The 13,073-nt window shown below is 72.8% G+C and carries 12 protein-coding genes; 2 read left to right on the forward strand and 10 right to left on the reverse strand.

Going from position 1 to position 13,073, the window contains the following annotated elements:
* Positions 1-144: 144 nt before the first annotated feature.
* From tsaE to glmS, 6 genes are all read right to left on the reverse strand, one after another.
* Positions 145-720: a tRNA (adenosine(37)-N6)-threonylcarbamoyltransferase complex ATPase subunit type 1 TsaE gene (gene tsaE / locus IE248_RS04355; RefSeq protein ID WP_079195889.1), complete on the reverse strand. Its 576-nt coding sequence runs from the start codon at positions 718-720 to the stop codon at positions 145-147.
* Complete coding sequence (locus tag IE248_RS04360) at positions 656-1,885, reverse strand: alpha/beta fold hydrolase (RefSeq protein WP_073794669.1); 1,230 nt, start codon at positions 1,883-1,885, stop codon at positions 656-658. The genes tsaE and IE248_RS04360 overlap by 65 nt, the downstream gene beginning before the upstream one ends.
* Positions 1,886-1,897: 12 nt before the next feature.
* Positions 1,898-3,037, reverse strand: coding sequence for an alanine racemase (gene alr, locus IE248_RS04365; protein ID WP_037791983.1), 1,140 nt, complete (start codon positions 3,035-3,037; stop codon positions 1,898-1,900).
* Positions 3,038-3,094: 57 nt separating this feature from the next.
* Positions 3,095-4,483, reverse strand: a complete 1,389-nt coding sequence (locus IE248_RS04370) for an NAD(P)H-hydrate dehydratase (RefSeq protein ID WP_190029975.1) — start codon at positions 4,481-4,483, stop codon at positions 3,095-3,097.
* A gap of 100 nt (positions 4,484-4,583) precedes the next feature.
* Positions 4,584-4,952 (reverse strand): holo-ACP synthase, encoded by a 369-nt coding sequence (locus IE248_RS04375; RefSeq protein WP_190029976.1) that lies wholly within the window; start codon positions 4,950-4,952, stop codon positions 4,584-4,586.
* A 28-nt stretch (positions 4,953-4,980) separates the two neighbouring features.
* Positions 4,981-6,828 (reverse strand): glutamine--fructose-6-phosphate transaminase (isomerizing), encoded by a 1,848-nt coding sequence (glmS, locus tag IE248_RS04380; protein ID WP_008739650.1) that lies wholly within the window; start codon positions 6,826-6,828, stop codon positions 4,981-4,983.
* Positions 6,829-7,040: 212 nt separating this feature from the next.
* On the opposite strand from glmS, the gene coaA reads away from it, so the two are divergent.
* Together coaA and IE248_RS04390 are read left to right on the forward strand one after the other, a co-directional pair.
* A complete protein-coding gene (coaA, locus tag IE248_RS04385; RefSeq protein ID WP_008739652.1) occupies positions 7,041-8,042 on the forward strand; it encodes a type I pantothenate kinase in 1,002 nt (333 codons plus the stop codon).
* Positions 8,043-8,066: 24 nt separating this feature from the next.
* Complete coding sequence (locus IE248_RS04390) at positions 8,067-9,032, forward strand: DUF389 domain-containing protein (protein WP_190029977.1); 966 nt, start codon at positions 8,067-8,069, stop codon at positions 9,030-9,032.
* A gap of 12 nt (positions 9,033-9,044) precedes the next feature.
* On the opposite strand, the gene glmM is transcribed toward IE248_RS04390, so the two are convergent.
* From glmM to IE248_RS04410, 4 genes are all read right to left on the reverse strand, one after another.
* Positions 9,045-10,403, reverse strand: a complete 1,359-nt coding sequence (gene glmM, locus IE248_RS04395) for a phosphoglucosamine mutase (RefSeq protein WP_008739656.1) — start codon at positions 10,401-10,403, stop codon at positions 9,045-9,047.
* Positions 10,404-10,537: 134 nt separating this feature from the next.
* Positions 10,538-11,053 carry a 30S ribosomal protein S9 gene (gene rpsI / locus IE248_RS04400; protein ID WP_008739658.1) on the reverse strand — a complete coding sequence of 172 codons (516 nt, stop codon included), beginning with the start codon at positions 11,051-11,053 and terminating at the stop codon, positions 10,538-10,540.
* Positions 11,054-11,095: 42 nt separating this feature from the next.
* Complete coding sequence (rplM, locus tag IE248_RS04405) at positions 11,096-11,539, reverse strand: 50S ribosomal protein L13 (protein WP_008739660.1); 444 nt, start codon at positions 11,537-11,539, stop codon at positions 11,096-11,098.
* 236 nt (positions 11,540-11,775) lie between these two features.
* Positions 11,776-13,068 (reverse strand): glycosyltransferase family 87 protein, encoded by a 1,293-nt coding sequence (locus tag IE248_RS04410; RefSeq protein WP_190030078.1) that lies wholly within the window; start codon positions 13,066-13,068, stop codon positions 11,776-11,778.
* Between the last annotated feature and the right edge of the window lie 5 nt (positions 13,069-13,073).

Raw genomic sequence — 13,073 nt, forward strand, 5'->3', positions numbered from 1 at the left:
CCTAAGAAAGCTTCGGTACCATGTGACCACGACCCCCGCCACCAGCGCAATATCTTGCCGACGAGTTGTCGGTACGTTTACCCCCGGCGGCCGCCGGAGCGGCCACCGGGGCGGTTGTCCCCGGGGCGATCGCGCAGGGGACGGCTACTCCGAGAGGACCCCGGAGAGCTCCTCCAGCCCGGCGCCGTCCGCCCAGCGCGCCCCGACCCCGTGCACCGAGACCTCCCGGACGTCGTCCAGGACCTCCTCGTGGCCGACCGCCCGCGCGATGACCACGTGCAGCCGGTCGTCGGAGAGCTCCTCGACCTTGCCGTCGCCCCACTCCACGACGACCACGGACTCGGGCAGCGAGACGTCGAGGTCCAGGTCCTCCATCTCGTCCAGCCCGCCGCCGAGCCGGTACGCGTCCACGTGCACCAGCGGCGGCCCGTCCGCCAGCGGGGGGTGCACCCGGGCGATCACGAAGGTCGGCGAGGTCACGGCCCCGCGCACCCCGAGACCCTCGCCCAGGCCCCGCGTCAGGGTGGTCTTGCCGGCGCCGAGCTCACCGGTCAGCAGCACGAGGTCGCCGGGGCGCAGCAGGCCCGCGATCCTTCGGCCCAGCTCCCGCATGGAGTCCGGGGAGTCGACGGTGACGAGGGCCTGGGCAGCGGCGTCAGTGGCCCGGCTGCGGGGTACTTCCTGCGGTTCCTGCGGTGCTTCCCGCGGTACTTCTTCCATGCCCGCCAACGTTAGTCGCTGCGGCCACGGCTCCGGTGCGCACCAGCAGGTCGCCCAGCAGCCCCGTCACGGTCTCCGGGTACTCCAGCATCATCAGGTGCCCGGCGGACTCCAGGACGGTCAGCTCGGCGGCCGGCAGCTCGGCCTTGATGGCCTCGCTGTGCGCCGCCGGGGTGATCATGTCGCGGTCCCCGGCGATGACGGTGACGGGGATGTCCGCGAACCGCTGGAGCGCGGCGGACTTGTCGTGGATCTGGAACGCCGGGTAGAACTCCGCGACCACGTCGATGGGGGTGGTCTCGATGAGCCGCTCGGCGAATCGGGCGACGGCCGGGTCCACCTCGCGCGAGCCGAACGAGTAGCGCTTGACCATCCCGGCGAAGAGGTCGGCGGTGGCCCGGCGGCCCTTCTCGACCAGCTCGACCTGGGAGCCGAGCGCCCTGAGCACCCCGGGCAGCACCCGGCGCACCGCGCTCAGCCCGGCGGCGGGCAGCGGCAGCCCGTACGTGACCTCGCCCAGGCCCCCGCTGGAGGTGCCGATCAGGGCCACGCCGAGCACGCGCTCCCGTACCAGCCCGGGGAACTGCTCGGCCAGCGCCATGATCGTCATACCGCCCATGGAGTGCCCGACGAGCACGAGGGGGCCCTCGGGCGCGGCCGCGTCGATGACGGCCTTCAGGTCGCGGCCGAGCTGCTCGATGGTCACCGGTTCGCCGTCGGCCTGGGCGAGACCGCGCGCGGAGCGGCCGTGGCTGCGCTGGTCCCAGTAGACGGAGCGGACCACGCCGCGCAGGGCGGCGCGCTGGAAGTGCCAGGAGTCCTGGCTGAGGCAGTAGCCGTGGCAGAACACGACGGTCGGCGCGGCCGCGGCCTTGCGGCGCAGCAGGCGGCCCCGGCTGCCCTTCTCCTCGGGCAGCTCGTCGGTCTCGTAGTAGATCTCGGTGGCGTCCTCGGCGCGGGTGGTCCCCTCGGTGCCGCGCAGGGACCCGTAGTCCCCGGCGGCGTCGAGCGCGAGGCGGGCCTTCATGCGCATGCCGCGGCCGACGGTGAGCCGCTCCATGGCGACTCCGGCCGCCGCGCCCGCCGCGATGACACCGATGGCGGCGCCGGCCCAGCCGGCCTTGCGCCAGTTCTCGCTCACGCCGTCGCCCACGCCGTCACCCACGCCCGTCCTCGCTCAGCCGTTGCGGTACACCCGGGGCACCCGGCCGCCGATACGGGTGACGATCTCATACGCGATGGTGTCGGCGGCCTGCGCCCAGTCCTCGGCGGTGGGTTCGCCGCCGTCGCCGGGGCCGAAGAGGACGGCCTCGTCCCCCGCCTCGACCAGGTCGTCGGGGCCGAGGTCGACGACGAACTGGTCCATCGCGACGCGCCCGGCGACGGTACGGACCTTGCCGCCGACCAGCACCGGCCCGCGGCCGGAGGCGTGGCGCGGGACGCCGTCGGCGTACCCGGCGGGGATCAGCGCGAGGCGCGTGTCCGCGGCGGTGACGTGGTGGTGCCCGTAGCTGACGCCGTGCCCGGCGGGGACGGCCTTGACCAGCGCCACGGAGGCCTTGAGGGTCATCGCCGGGCGCAGCCCGAGCTGGGCGGGCGTGCCGAGCTCGGGGGCGGGCGACACGCCGTAGACGGCGAGGCCGCAGCGGACGAGGTCGAAGTGGCTCTCGGGGAGGGTGAGGGTCGCGGGCGAGTTGGCGATGTGCCGGACCTCGGGCTCGACGCCCTCCTTCTCGGCGTACGCGAGCATGTCGCGGAACGCGGCGAGCTGGAGCGGGACGGAGGGGTGGCCGGGCTCGTCGGCGCAGGCGAAGTGCGACCAGAGGCCGGTGACCCGGACGGTTCCCTCGGCCTGGGCGGCGACGGCCGCGCCGACGAGCTCCGCCCAGTCGGCGGGCTGGCAGCCGGCCCGGCCGAGGCCGGTGTCGGCCTTGAGCTGGATCCGCGCGGTGCGGCCGGCGGCGCGGGCGGCGGCCCGTACCTCGTCGAGGGCCCACAGGGCGCTGACGGAGACGTCGATGCCGGCCTCGACGGCCTCCCGCCAGGGCCCGCCGGGGGTCCACAGCCAGCACATGAGGGGGGCGTCGATGCCGGCGGCGCGGAGCGCGAGGGCCTCCTGGGGCGTGGCGGTGCCGATCCACGCCGCGCCGGCGTCCAGGGCGGCGCGGGCGCAGGGGACGGCGCCGTGCCCGTAGCCGTCCGCCTTGACGACGGCCATGACCTGGGCGCGCGGCGCCCGCTCCCGCAGGGCGCGCACGTTCCCCCGTACGGCATCAAGATCGATCTCGGCGTACACGCGCGTCGCTGTCTCGTTCATCCCGCACAGTCTCTCAGAACGCCCGCCCCACCCCCTCCGTGGCTCGACGAGACCCCGTCAGGGGTGTTGGCGCCAGGCTTCCGGGAGGGAGTCGGCGATGTGCTGGGCCAGGAGGGGCGCTCCGGAGGCGGCTCGGCGGGCCGCCAGGCCGTGCAGGTACGCACCCACCGAGGCGGCGTCCAGCGCGTCCAGGCCCGCCGCCAGCAGGGACCCCGTGAGCCCCGAGAGGACGTCACCGCTGCCCGCGGTCGCCAGCCACGGCGTCCCCGTCGGGTTCACCCGTACCGGCCCCCCGGCGGCGGCCACCAGCGTCGTCGAGCCCTTCAGCAGCGCCACCGCCCCGTACTTCACGGCCAGCGCGCGGACCGACGTCAGCCGGGCGGCTTCCACCTCCTCCCGCGAAGCCCCCAGCAGCGCCGCCGCCTCCCCCGCGTGCGGGGTCAGCAGCGTCGGGGCCAGCCGGCCCCGCAGCACCTCCGGGTCCAGCCCGCGCAGCCCGTCCGCGTCGACCAGCACCGGCACCGGGTCCGCCAGGACCTCCGCGACCTCGGCGGCCCGGCCGGATCCCAGTCCCGGGCCGACCACCCACGCCTGCACCCGGCCCCGCCCGATCAGCGTCTCCGGGTACCGCGCGAGCACCGCGTCCGCCGCGGGCCCCACGTACCGCACCGCGCCCGCGCCGCCCCGCAGCGCCCCCGACACGGCCAGCACCGCCGCGCCCGGGTACTGCGACGACCCGGCGACGACCCCGACCACGCCCCGCCGGTACTTGTCGCTCGAAGCCGTCGGCACCGGCAGCAGCGCCGCCACCTCGGCGTCCTGCAGAGCCTCGGCCTCCGGTTCGGGCAGCGACAGCCCGATGTCCACCAGCCGCACCACCCCGGCCCGTGAGGCCCCGGGGTCGATGAGCAGCCCCGGCTTGTACGCCCCGAACGTCACCGTGACATCGGCCCGTACGGCCGCTCCCGCCACTTCCCCGGTGTCCGCGTCCACCCCGCTCGGCAGGTCCACGGCCACCACCACCGCCCCGGCCGGGATCCGCTCCACCAGGGCCGCCGCGGCCGGCCGCAGACCGCCCCGCCCGCCGATCCCGACGAGCCCGTCCAGCACCAGGTCGGCCCGGGCGGGAACGCCGTCCGCGAGCCGGCCGCCGGCCGCCAGCAGCGCCCGCAGCCCGCCCCCGTGGATCCGCTCCGGATCCATCGCCACCGCCGTCACCCCGGCCCCGCGCCGCGCGAGGCGCGCGCCCGCGTACAGGGCGTCGCCGCCGTTGTCCCCGGGGCCGACCAGCAGGACGACGCGCGCCCCGTACACCTTCCGCAGCAGCCCCGCGCACACGGCGGCCAGCCCGGCCGCGGCCCGCTGCATCAGGGCGCCCTCCGGCAGCCTGGCGATCAGCTCGCGCTCGGCGGCCCGTACGGTCTCCACGCTGTAAGCAGTACGCATGCCCCCCAGCCTGCCCGACGGACCTCCCCGCGACCCCTTGCCGCTCCCGCTCGGCCCCCTCGGCCCCCCTCGGCCCCCCTCGGAGCCTCGGCCCCCTCGGCTACCCCTCGGCGATCACCACGGCGGAGGCCACCCCCGCGTCGTGGCTCAGCGAGATGTGCCAGGACTTCACGCCCAGCGCCTGCGCCCGCCGCTCGACCGTCCCGGACACCCGCAGCCTCGGCTGCCCGCTCTCCTCGACGTACACCTCGGCGTCCGTCCACAGCAGCCCGGCGGGCGCGCCGAGCGCCTTGGCCAGGGCCTCCTTCGCCGCGAACCGGGCGGCGAGCGAGGCGACCCCGCGCCGCTCGCCGCTCGGCAGCGTCAACTCGGCGTCGATGAAGAGCCGCCCGGCCAGATGCGGCGTCCGCTCCAGCGCGGCGCCGAACCGCTCGATCTCGGCCACGTCAATCCCCACACCGATAATCACAACACCAGACCCCTGCCTGCTCCGCCGGCTACTCCACCGTCACCGATTTCGCGAGGTTACGCGGCTGGTCCACCTCGTTGCCCCGCGCCGTCGCCAGCTCGCACGCGAACACCTGCAACGGCACCGTCGCCACCAGCGGCTGGAGCAGCGTCGGCGTGGCCGGGATCCGGATCAGGTGGTCGGCGTACGGGACGACCGCCTCGTCGCCCTCCTCCGCGATCACGATGGTCCGCGCCCCGCGCGCCCGGATCTCCTGGATGTTCGAGACGATCTTGTCGTGCAGCACCGAGCGCCCGCGCGGCGACGGCACGACCACCACCACCGGCAGATCCTCCTCGATCAGCGCGATCGGCCCGTGCTTGAGCTCGCCCGCCGCGAAGCCCTCGGCGTGCATGTACGCCAGCTCCTTGAGCTTGAGCGCGCCCTCCAGCGCCACCGGGTACCCGACGTGCCGCCCCAGGAACAGCACCGTGTCCTTGTCCGCCAGCGACCGCGCCAGCGCCCGCACCGGCTCCATGGTCTCCAGTACGGTGTCCACCGCGCCGGCGATCTCCGACAGCTCCCGGATCACCGCCCCGATCTCGTCGCCCCACTTCGTACCCCGCACCTGCCCGAGGTACAGCGCGACCAGATAGCAGGCCACCAGTTGCGTCAGGAACGCCTTGGTCGAGGCGACGGCCACCTCCGGACCGGCGTGCGTGTACAGCACGGCGTCCGATTCGCGCGGGATCGTCGACCCGTTCGTATTGCAGACCGCCAGCACCCTGGCGCCCTGCTCGCGCGCGTGCCGCAGCGCCATCAGGGTGTCCATGGTCTCGCCGGACTGCGAGATCGCGATCACCAGCGTCCGCTGGTCCAGGATCGGGTCGCGGTAGCGGAACTCGCTCGCCAGCTCCGTCTCGCACGGGATGCGGGTCCAGTGCTCGATCGCCAGCTTCGCGATCATGCCCGCGTGGTACGCCGTACCGCACGCCACGATCACGACCTTGTCGACTTCCCGGAGCACCGAGGCGGGGATGCGCACCTCGTCCAGGGTCAGCGAGCCGTTCGCGTCGATCCTGCCCAGGAGGGTGTCGGCGACAGCCTTCGGCTGCTCGGCGATCTCCTTGAGCATGAAGTAGTCATATCCCCCCTTCTCGGCCGCCGAGGCGTCCCAGTCCACGTGGTACGCCCGCACGGTCGCCGGCGCACCGCCGAAGTCGGTCACCGTCACCCCCTCGCGGCGGAGCTCGACGACCTGGTCCTGCCCCAGCTCGATCGCGGACCGCGTGTGGGCGATGAAGGCGGCCACGTCCGAGGCGAGGAAGTTCTCGCCTTCTCCAACGCCCACCACCAGGGGCGAGTTCCGGCGGGCGCCGACCACCACGTCCGGCGCGTCGGCGTGCACCGCGACCAGCGTGAACGCGCCCTCCAGCCGCCGGCAGACCTGCCGCATGGCCTCCGCCAGGTCCCCGCAGTCCCCGAACCGCTCCGCCAGCAGGTGCGCCACGACCTCCGTGTCCGTCTCGGACTCCAGCCGGTGCCCGCGCTCGGCCAGCTCCTCGCGCAGCGCGGCGAAGTTCTCGATGATCCCGTTGTGGACGACGGCCACCCGCCCCGCGTTGTCGAGGTGGGGGTGCGCGTTGATGTCGGTGGGCCCGCCGTGGGTAGCCCACCGGGTGTGCCCGAGCCCCGCGGAGCCGGCCGGCAGCGGGTGCCCCACCAGCTCCTTCTCCAGATTGACCAGCTTGCCGGCCTTCTTGGCGGTGGCCAGCTCCCCGTCCGTGAGCACGGCGACCCCGGCCGAGTCGTAGCCGCGGTACTCCAGTCGCTTGAGTCCGGCGATGACCACATCGAGCGCCGACTGCGCTCCCACGTAACCCACAATTCCGCACATAGGCGGCAGGGTACGCCCCCGTCCGGCTCCTGCCAGGGACCTGAACAAGACGAAAACCCACGCCGGTGACCCCGCCCGTCACCCCGCCCCCGACGGCCCCGGCCCCCGTCCCCGACCCCGTACGTGACCGAGCCCACCACCCACAACCGGCCCCGAGCCCCGACAATGGCCCTGTGATCACTTCGCCGCCACGAAGCACGCCGGACAGCGCGATGGAGCGCCCCGACCGGACCGACCGGGCCGACCGCCCCCCGCGCCGGGCCGAGGTCTCGCCGTACGTCGACCTCACCCGGGCCGAGTGGAGCGCCCTGAGAGAGCGGACCCCGCTCCCCCTCACCGCCGACGAGGTCGAGCGGCTGCGCGGTCTCGGCGACGTCATCGACCTCGACGAGGTCCGGGACGTCTACCTCCCGCTCTCCCGCCTCCTCAACCTGTACGTGGGCGCCACCAGCCAGCTGCGCGGCACCCTGAACACCTTCCTCGGGGACGCCGGCAACGGCCACGGCGCCCAGCAGGGCACGCCCTTCGTCATAGGCGTCGCCGGGTCCGTCGCCGTCGGCAAGTCCACGGTGGCCCGTCTGCTCCAGGCCCTGCTCGCCCGCTGGCCCGAGCACCCCCGCGTCGAGCTCGTCACCACCGACGGCTTCCTCTACCCCATGAAGGAACTCCAGCGGCGCGGTCTGACCGCCCGCAAGGGCTTCCCCGAGTCGTACGACCGCCGCGCGCTGACCCGCTTCGTCGCCGACATCAAGGCCGGCAAGGACGAGGTCACGGCCCCCGTGTACTCGCACCTGATCTACGACATCGTCCCGGGCGAGCGGCTCGTCGTACGCCGCCCCGACATCCTCATCGTCGAGGGGCTCAACGTCCTCCAGCCGGCCCTGCCCGGCAAGGACGGCCGCACCCGCGTCGGCCTCGCCGACTACTTCGACTTCAGCGTGTACGTGGACGCCCGCCCCGAGGACATCGAGCGCTGGTACCTCAACCGGTTCCGCAAGCTCCGCGAGACCGCGTTCCAGAACCCGTTCTCCTACTTCCGCAAGTACACCCAGGTCTCCGAGGAGGAGGCCCTGGAGTACGCGCAGACCATGTGGCGCACGATCAACAAGCCCAACCTGCTGGAGAACGTCGCCCCCACCCGCGGCCGCGCCACCCTCGTCGTCCGCAAGGGCCCGGATCACAAGGTGCAGAAACTCAGCCTCCGCAAGCTCTGACCGATCGGCCCTTAGGGTGCGGGCATGCTGCACCTCCGGTTGATCGTCCCGCCCGACCGTACGCAGTCCGCGCTGTCGGCCATCGAGTCGACGGTCGGCACCACGCACGTCGTCGTGCTGCCCGGCGCCGCGCGCGACCCCGAGGGCGACCTCGTGCTCTGCGACGTCGCCCGGGAGGCCGGGGACGAGCTGCTGCGGGAGCTCCAGGGCCTGGGCATCGGGAAGGACGGCTCGATCGCCGTCGAGAACATCGACCTGTCCCTGTCCGAGCGGGCGGACGCGGCCGAGCGGGAGGCCCCCGGTGAGGCGGCCGACGCCGTCCTGTGGGAACAGCTGGCCGAGGCGACCCACGAGGAGTCCACGCTCTCCATCACCTACTGCGGGTTCATGATCCTCGCGACCATGATCGCGTCCTGTGGTGTGGTGCTCGACAACTCGATCCTGATCGTGGGCGCGATGGCCGTCGGCCCCGAGTTCGGCCCGCTGGCGGGGGTCTGCACGGGCATCGTCCGGTCCAAGCCGCGTCTCGCGCTGCGCTCCCTGACGGCCCTGCTGACCGGCTTCGCCGTGGGGATCGCCGCCACCACCGTGTTCAGCCTGGGAATGGACGCCATCGGGCAGTTCTCGCGGGAGATGCTGGACCAGCCCCGCCCGAACACGAACTTCATCTGGCAGCCGGACCCGCTGTCCTTCGTGGTGTCGCTGCTCGCGGGCATCGCCGGCACGCTCTCGCTGACCTCCGCGAAGTCCGGGGCGCTCGTCGGCGTGGCGATCTCCGTGACCACCGTCCCGGCCGCGGCGAACGCCGCCGTCGCCCTCAGCTACGGGGAGTTCGGCCAGATGTGGGGATCGCTGGAGCAGCTCCTGCTGAACCTGTGCGGCATCATGCTGGCCGGCGTGCTGACGCTGTACGCCCAGAAAGCACTGTGGCGGACCCAGCGAGGTCGCTGGATCCGCCGTTCCAAGGGGCTGAACCCCCCGGCAGCCTAGGCCCGTGTGGCTTTAGCCCAGCGCCGACTTCACGACGTCGGCGAGTCGGCCCGCCACCGCGCGGGCCTGCTCGATGTCGGCGGCCTCGACCATCACGCGCACCAGCGGCTCCGTACCCGACGGGCGCAGCAGCACCCGGCCGGTGGTGCCCAGCTCGCGCTCGGCCTCGGCGACGGCCGCGGCCAGCTCGGCGGAGGTGGACACGCGGGACTTGTCCACGTCCGGGACGTTGACCAGGACCTGCGGCAGCCGCTGCATGACGCCGGCCAGCTCGGCCAGGGAACGGCCGGTGGCCACGACGCGCGCCGCCAGCATCAGGCCGGTCAGAGTGCCGTCACCGGTGGTCGCGTGGTCGAGGATGATCACGTGGCCGGACTGCTCGCCGCCCAGCGCGTAGCCGTTCTCCTTCATCGACTCCAGCACGTAGCGGTCGCCGACACCGGTCTGCACGACCTGGATGCCCTCGCCCTCCATGGCCAGCTTGAAGCCCAGGTTCGACATCACGGTGCCGACCACCGTGTTGCCGCGCAGCTGGCCCGCCTCGCGCATGGCCAGCGCCAGCACCGCGAGGATCTGGTCGCCGTCGATCTCCTCGCCGGCGCCGTCGACCGCGAGGCAGCGGTCGGCGTCGCCGTCGTGCGCGATGCCGAAGTCGGCGCCGTGCTCGACGACGGCCGCCTTCAGCAGACCCAGGTGGGTGGAGCCGCACCCGTCGTTGATGTTCAGGCCGTCGGGCTCGGCACCGATGGTGACGACCTCGGCGCCGGCCCGGGCGAAGGCCTCGGGGGAGACGCGGGCGGCCGCGCCGTGCGCCTCGTCCAGGACGATCTTCAGCCCGTCGAGGCGGTTGGGCAGCACGCCGATGAGGTGGGCGACGTACTTGTCGAAGCCCTCGTCGTAGTCGGAGACCCGGCCGACGCCGGCGCCGGTGGGCCGGTCCCAGGGAGCGCCGGTGCGGTGCTGCTCGTAGGTCGACTCGATGCGGTCCTCCAGCTCGTCGGCGAGCTTGTGGCCGCCGCGCGCGAAGAACTTGATGCCGTTGTCGGGCATCGCGTTGTGGCTGGCGGAGAGCATCACGCCGAGGTCGGCGCCCAGCGCACCGGTGAGATACGCCACCGCCGGGGTGGGCAGCACACCGACGCGCAGGACGTCCACGCCCGCGCTCGCGAGGCCCGCGACGACCGCGGCCTCCAGGAACTCGCCGGAGGCCCGGGGGTCGCGGCCGACCACGGCCGTCGGCCGGTGGCCCGCGAACGTGCCCGCTTCGGCGAGTACGTGCGCAGCCGCCACGGAGAGGCCGAGCGCGAGCTCAGCCGTCAGATCCGCGTTGGCGACGCCTCGTACACCGTCCGTCCCGAAGAGTCGTCCCACTGTTGTCCTCCCGAGTTCACTGATTGTGTGTGACCGCTTGTGCCAGGTATTGCCGCTTGTGGCGGTAAACGAACCGCCCCGGCAGCACGGAGAGTGCTGCCGGGGCGGTTTCGTTGCTGAACAGCAGGCGCAGATTAACGCTTGCTGTACTGCGGAGCCTTACGGGCCTTCTTGAGACCGGCCTTCTTGCGCTCGACCGCACGGTCGTCGCGGGAAAGGAAGCCGGCCTTCTTCAGCGCCGGGCGGTTGTTGTCGACGTCCGCCTCGTTCAGCGCACGGGCCACGCCGAGGCGCAGGGCGCCGGCCTGGCCGGAGACGCCGCCACCCGCGATGCGCGCGATGACGTCGTAGCGGTTGTCGAGCTCAAGGAGCTTGAACGGCTCGTTGACTTCCTGCTGGTGCACCTTGTTGGGGAAGTAGTCCTCAAGGGTGCGACCGTTGATCTTCCACTTGCCGGTGCCCGGAACGATCCGGACGCGGGCGATGGCGTTCTTGCGACGGCCCAGGCCGGCGGCCGGCTGGGGGTCGCCGAAGCGACCGGCAAGGGACTCGGAGGTGTAGTCGCCCTCGACGACAACCTCAGACTCGGTGGTGTACTCCTCGACGCCCTCGAACTCTTCGACGGGGGTCTCGGCGGTGGTCTCGGCCACGATGCTCCTCAGAATTTTCTACGTCTTAGGGGGTGGCCGGAACTACTGCGCGACCTGGGTGATCTCGAACGGCACCGGCTGCTGGGCAGCGTGGGGGTGCTGGTCGCCCGAGTAGACCTTCAGCTTCGAGAGCATCTGACGGCCCAGGGTGTTCTTGGGGAGCATGCCCTTGATGGCCTTCTCGACGGCCTTCTCCGGGTTGTTCGCCAGGAGGTCGTCGTAGCGCACCGAACGGAGACCGCCCGGGTAGCCCGAGTGGCGGTACGCCATCTTCTGCGACGCCTTGTTGCCGGACAGGTGAACCTTGTCGGCGTTGACGATGATGACGAAGTCGCCCATGTCCATGTGGGGGGCGTAAGTCGGCTTGTGCTTGCCGCGCAGGAGGGCGGCGGCCTGGGTCGCCAGACGGCCGAGGACAACGTCCTGGGCGTCGATGACGAGCCACTGGCGCGAGATGTCGCCGGGCTTGGGGCTGAACGTACGCACGCGTATGCCTTCGCTTCTTCAGTGGTGGGTCATCCCCAGGGCGTGAGCCCGAAGGGACGGGTCCTGACAGGGTCACCACGGACGATCACGACAGCCCTCGTTCACATCGGGGACGCAACCCGCGTGTGAACTGCTGGTCATCGGTCCGGTGGACCGGCGCAAGGCCCTTTCACGTGAGAATGAGAAAGCCAATACGCATAACAAACCAGCAGGATACCCAAGCAGACCCATACGGGTCAAAACGCGGTCCGCGATGCCGATGCTGCTGGCGTCGCGGCGCACTCCGGTTCGGTCCTGGGTGGGGACCCCGCAGTTGTTACGGGCTCAAGGGTAACCCGGCCGGAGAGCAGTGCACGACGCGCCAGCAGAATCGCGAGCCCGCAGAGGGTCGCGCAGTCCTTGAACGCGCGCCGCTTGTGGGCCAGCTCCGAGGGCCACGGGAGCAGGACCACCTGCGGCGTCAGGGCCAGCCAGAACCAGGGCGAGCGGGGCATCGAGCCGGGCCGCACCCCCGAGGCCAGCAGCAGCGGCAGCACCACCAGGAGGTAGTGGTCGAAGGAGGGACGGGAGACCAGGAATGCGGCGAGCATCACCATGCAGGCCGTCTCCACCAGCCGCAGCTGCCCCTCGTCCGGCTCGTCCGACCGCCGCCAGCGCCGCCAGGCGCCCCACAGCCCGCCCGCGGCCCCCGCGAAGGCCACCGCGACCGCCACCGGCTCCGGCACCCCCAGCCGCGGCAGCACCGCGATCGGCGAGGCGTCCCAGGGCAGCGCGTACGCGTCCTGCCCGCCCAGCAGGAACGGCAGCGTCTTGGTGAAGAACAGCGTCGGGCTCGGCATCAGCAGCGCCCCGGCCAGCGACACCGCCACCGGCAGCAGCACCGCCGCCGCCAGCCCCCGCCACTGCCGGGCCAGTACGAAGAGCAGCCCGACCGGAACCAGCATCGGCTTGCAGGCGATCGCCAGCCCCACCACCAGCCCGGCGCCCACCCAGGACCTGCGGTGTGCGAGCAGCAGCGCCACGGGCAGGGCAGCCGCGGAGACGGCCGTCCAGTTCCCGATCAGCACGAGGTTCACGTACGGCTTGTAGGCGATCGCGAACAGCGCGAAACCCCCCACCGCGAAGCGGGACCGCAGCGGCACCGAGAACAGCCGCAGCGCCGCCCACCAGCCGACCGCCAGCAGCCCCGAGATCCCCACCGGCAGCAGCCAGCGCAGCACCGGCGTCGGCAGCAGCGCCTCCGGCACCGCCATGACCACGGCGCTCGGCAGGTACAGGAACCGCTTGTCCTCGTACGGGGAGGCGCCCGCGAGCAGCGCGTCGGCGGCCTTGACCACGAAGGCGTTGTCGGAGCCCCAGTTCCCGCGCAGGCTGGTGGAGACGCAGATGCCGAGGAGCACCGCGAGCGAGACGGCCTGCCAGGGCCGGGACGCGGGCCTCAGCAGCCAGGCGACGAGCCGCTCGCCCCGCTCCCCGGGCCCCCGCGCCCGGTCGCCGTCCCATCTCCTGAGCCAGGTGCCGGCCCTCAGCCCCA

Origin of the sequence: Streptomyces goshikiensis (assembly GCF_014650555.1) — a bacterium.
In the GTDB taxonomy this organism is placed as follows: Bacteria; Actinomycetota; Actinomycetes; order Streptomycetales; family Streptomycetaceae; genus Streptomyces; species Streptomyces goshikiensis.

Coding starts and splice junctions, on each gene's coding strand:
- tsaE (WP_079195889.1), bottom strand. CDS start 720: ATGGAAGAAGTACCGCGGGAAGCACCGCAGGAACCGCAGGAAGTACCC.
- alr (WP_037791983.1), bottom strand. CDS start 3,037: ATGAACGAGACAGCGACGCGCGTGTACGCCGAGATCGATCTTGATGCC.
- IE248_RS04370 (WP_190029975.1), bottom strand. CDS start 4,483: ATGCGTACTGCTTACAGCGTGGAGACCGTACGGGCCGCCGAGCGCGAG.
- glmS (WP_008739650.1), bottom strand. CDS start 6,828: ATGTGCGGAATTGTGGGTTACGTGGGAGCGCAGTCGGCGCTCGATGTG.
- coaA (WP_008739652.1), top strand. CDS start 7,041: ATGGAGCGCCCCGACCGGACCGACCGGGCCGACCGCCCCCCGCGCCGG.
- IE248_RS04390 (WP_190029977.1), top strand. CDS start 8,067: ATGCTGCACCTCCGGTTGATCGTCCCGCCCGACCGTACGCAGTCCGCG.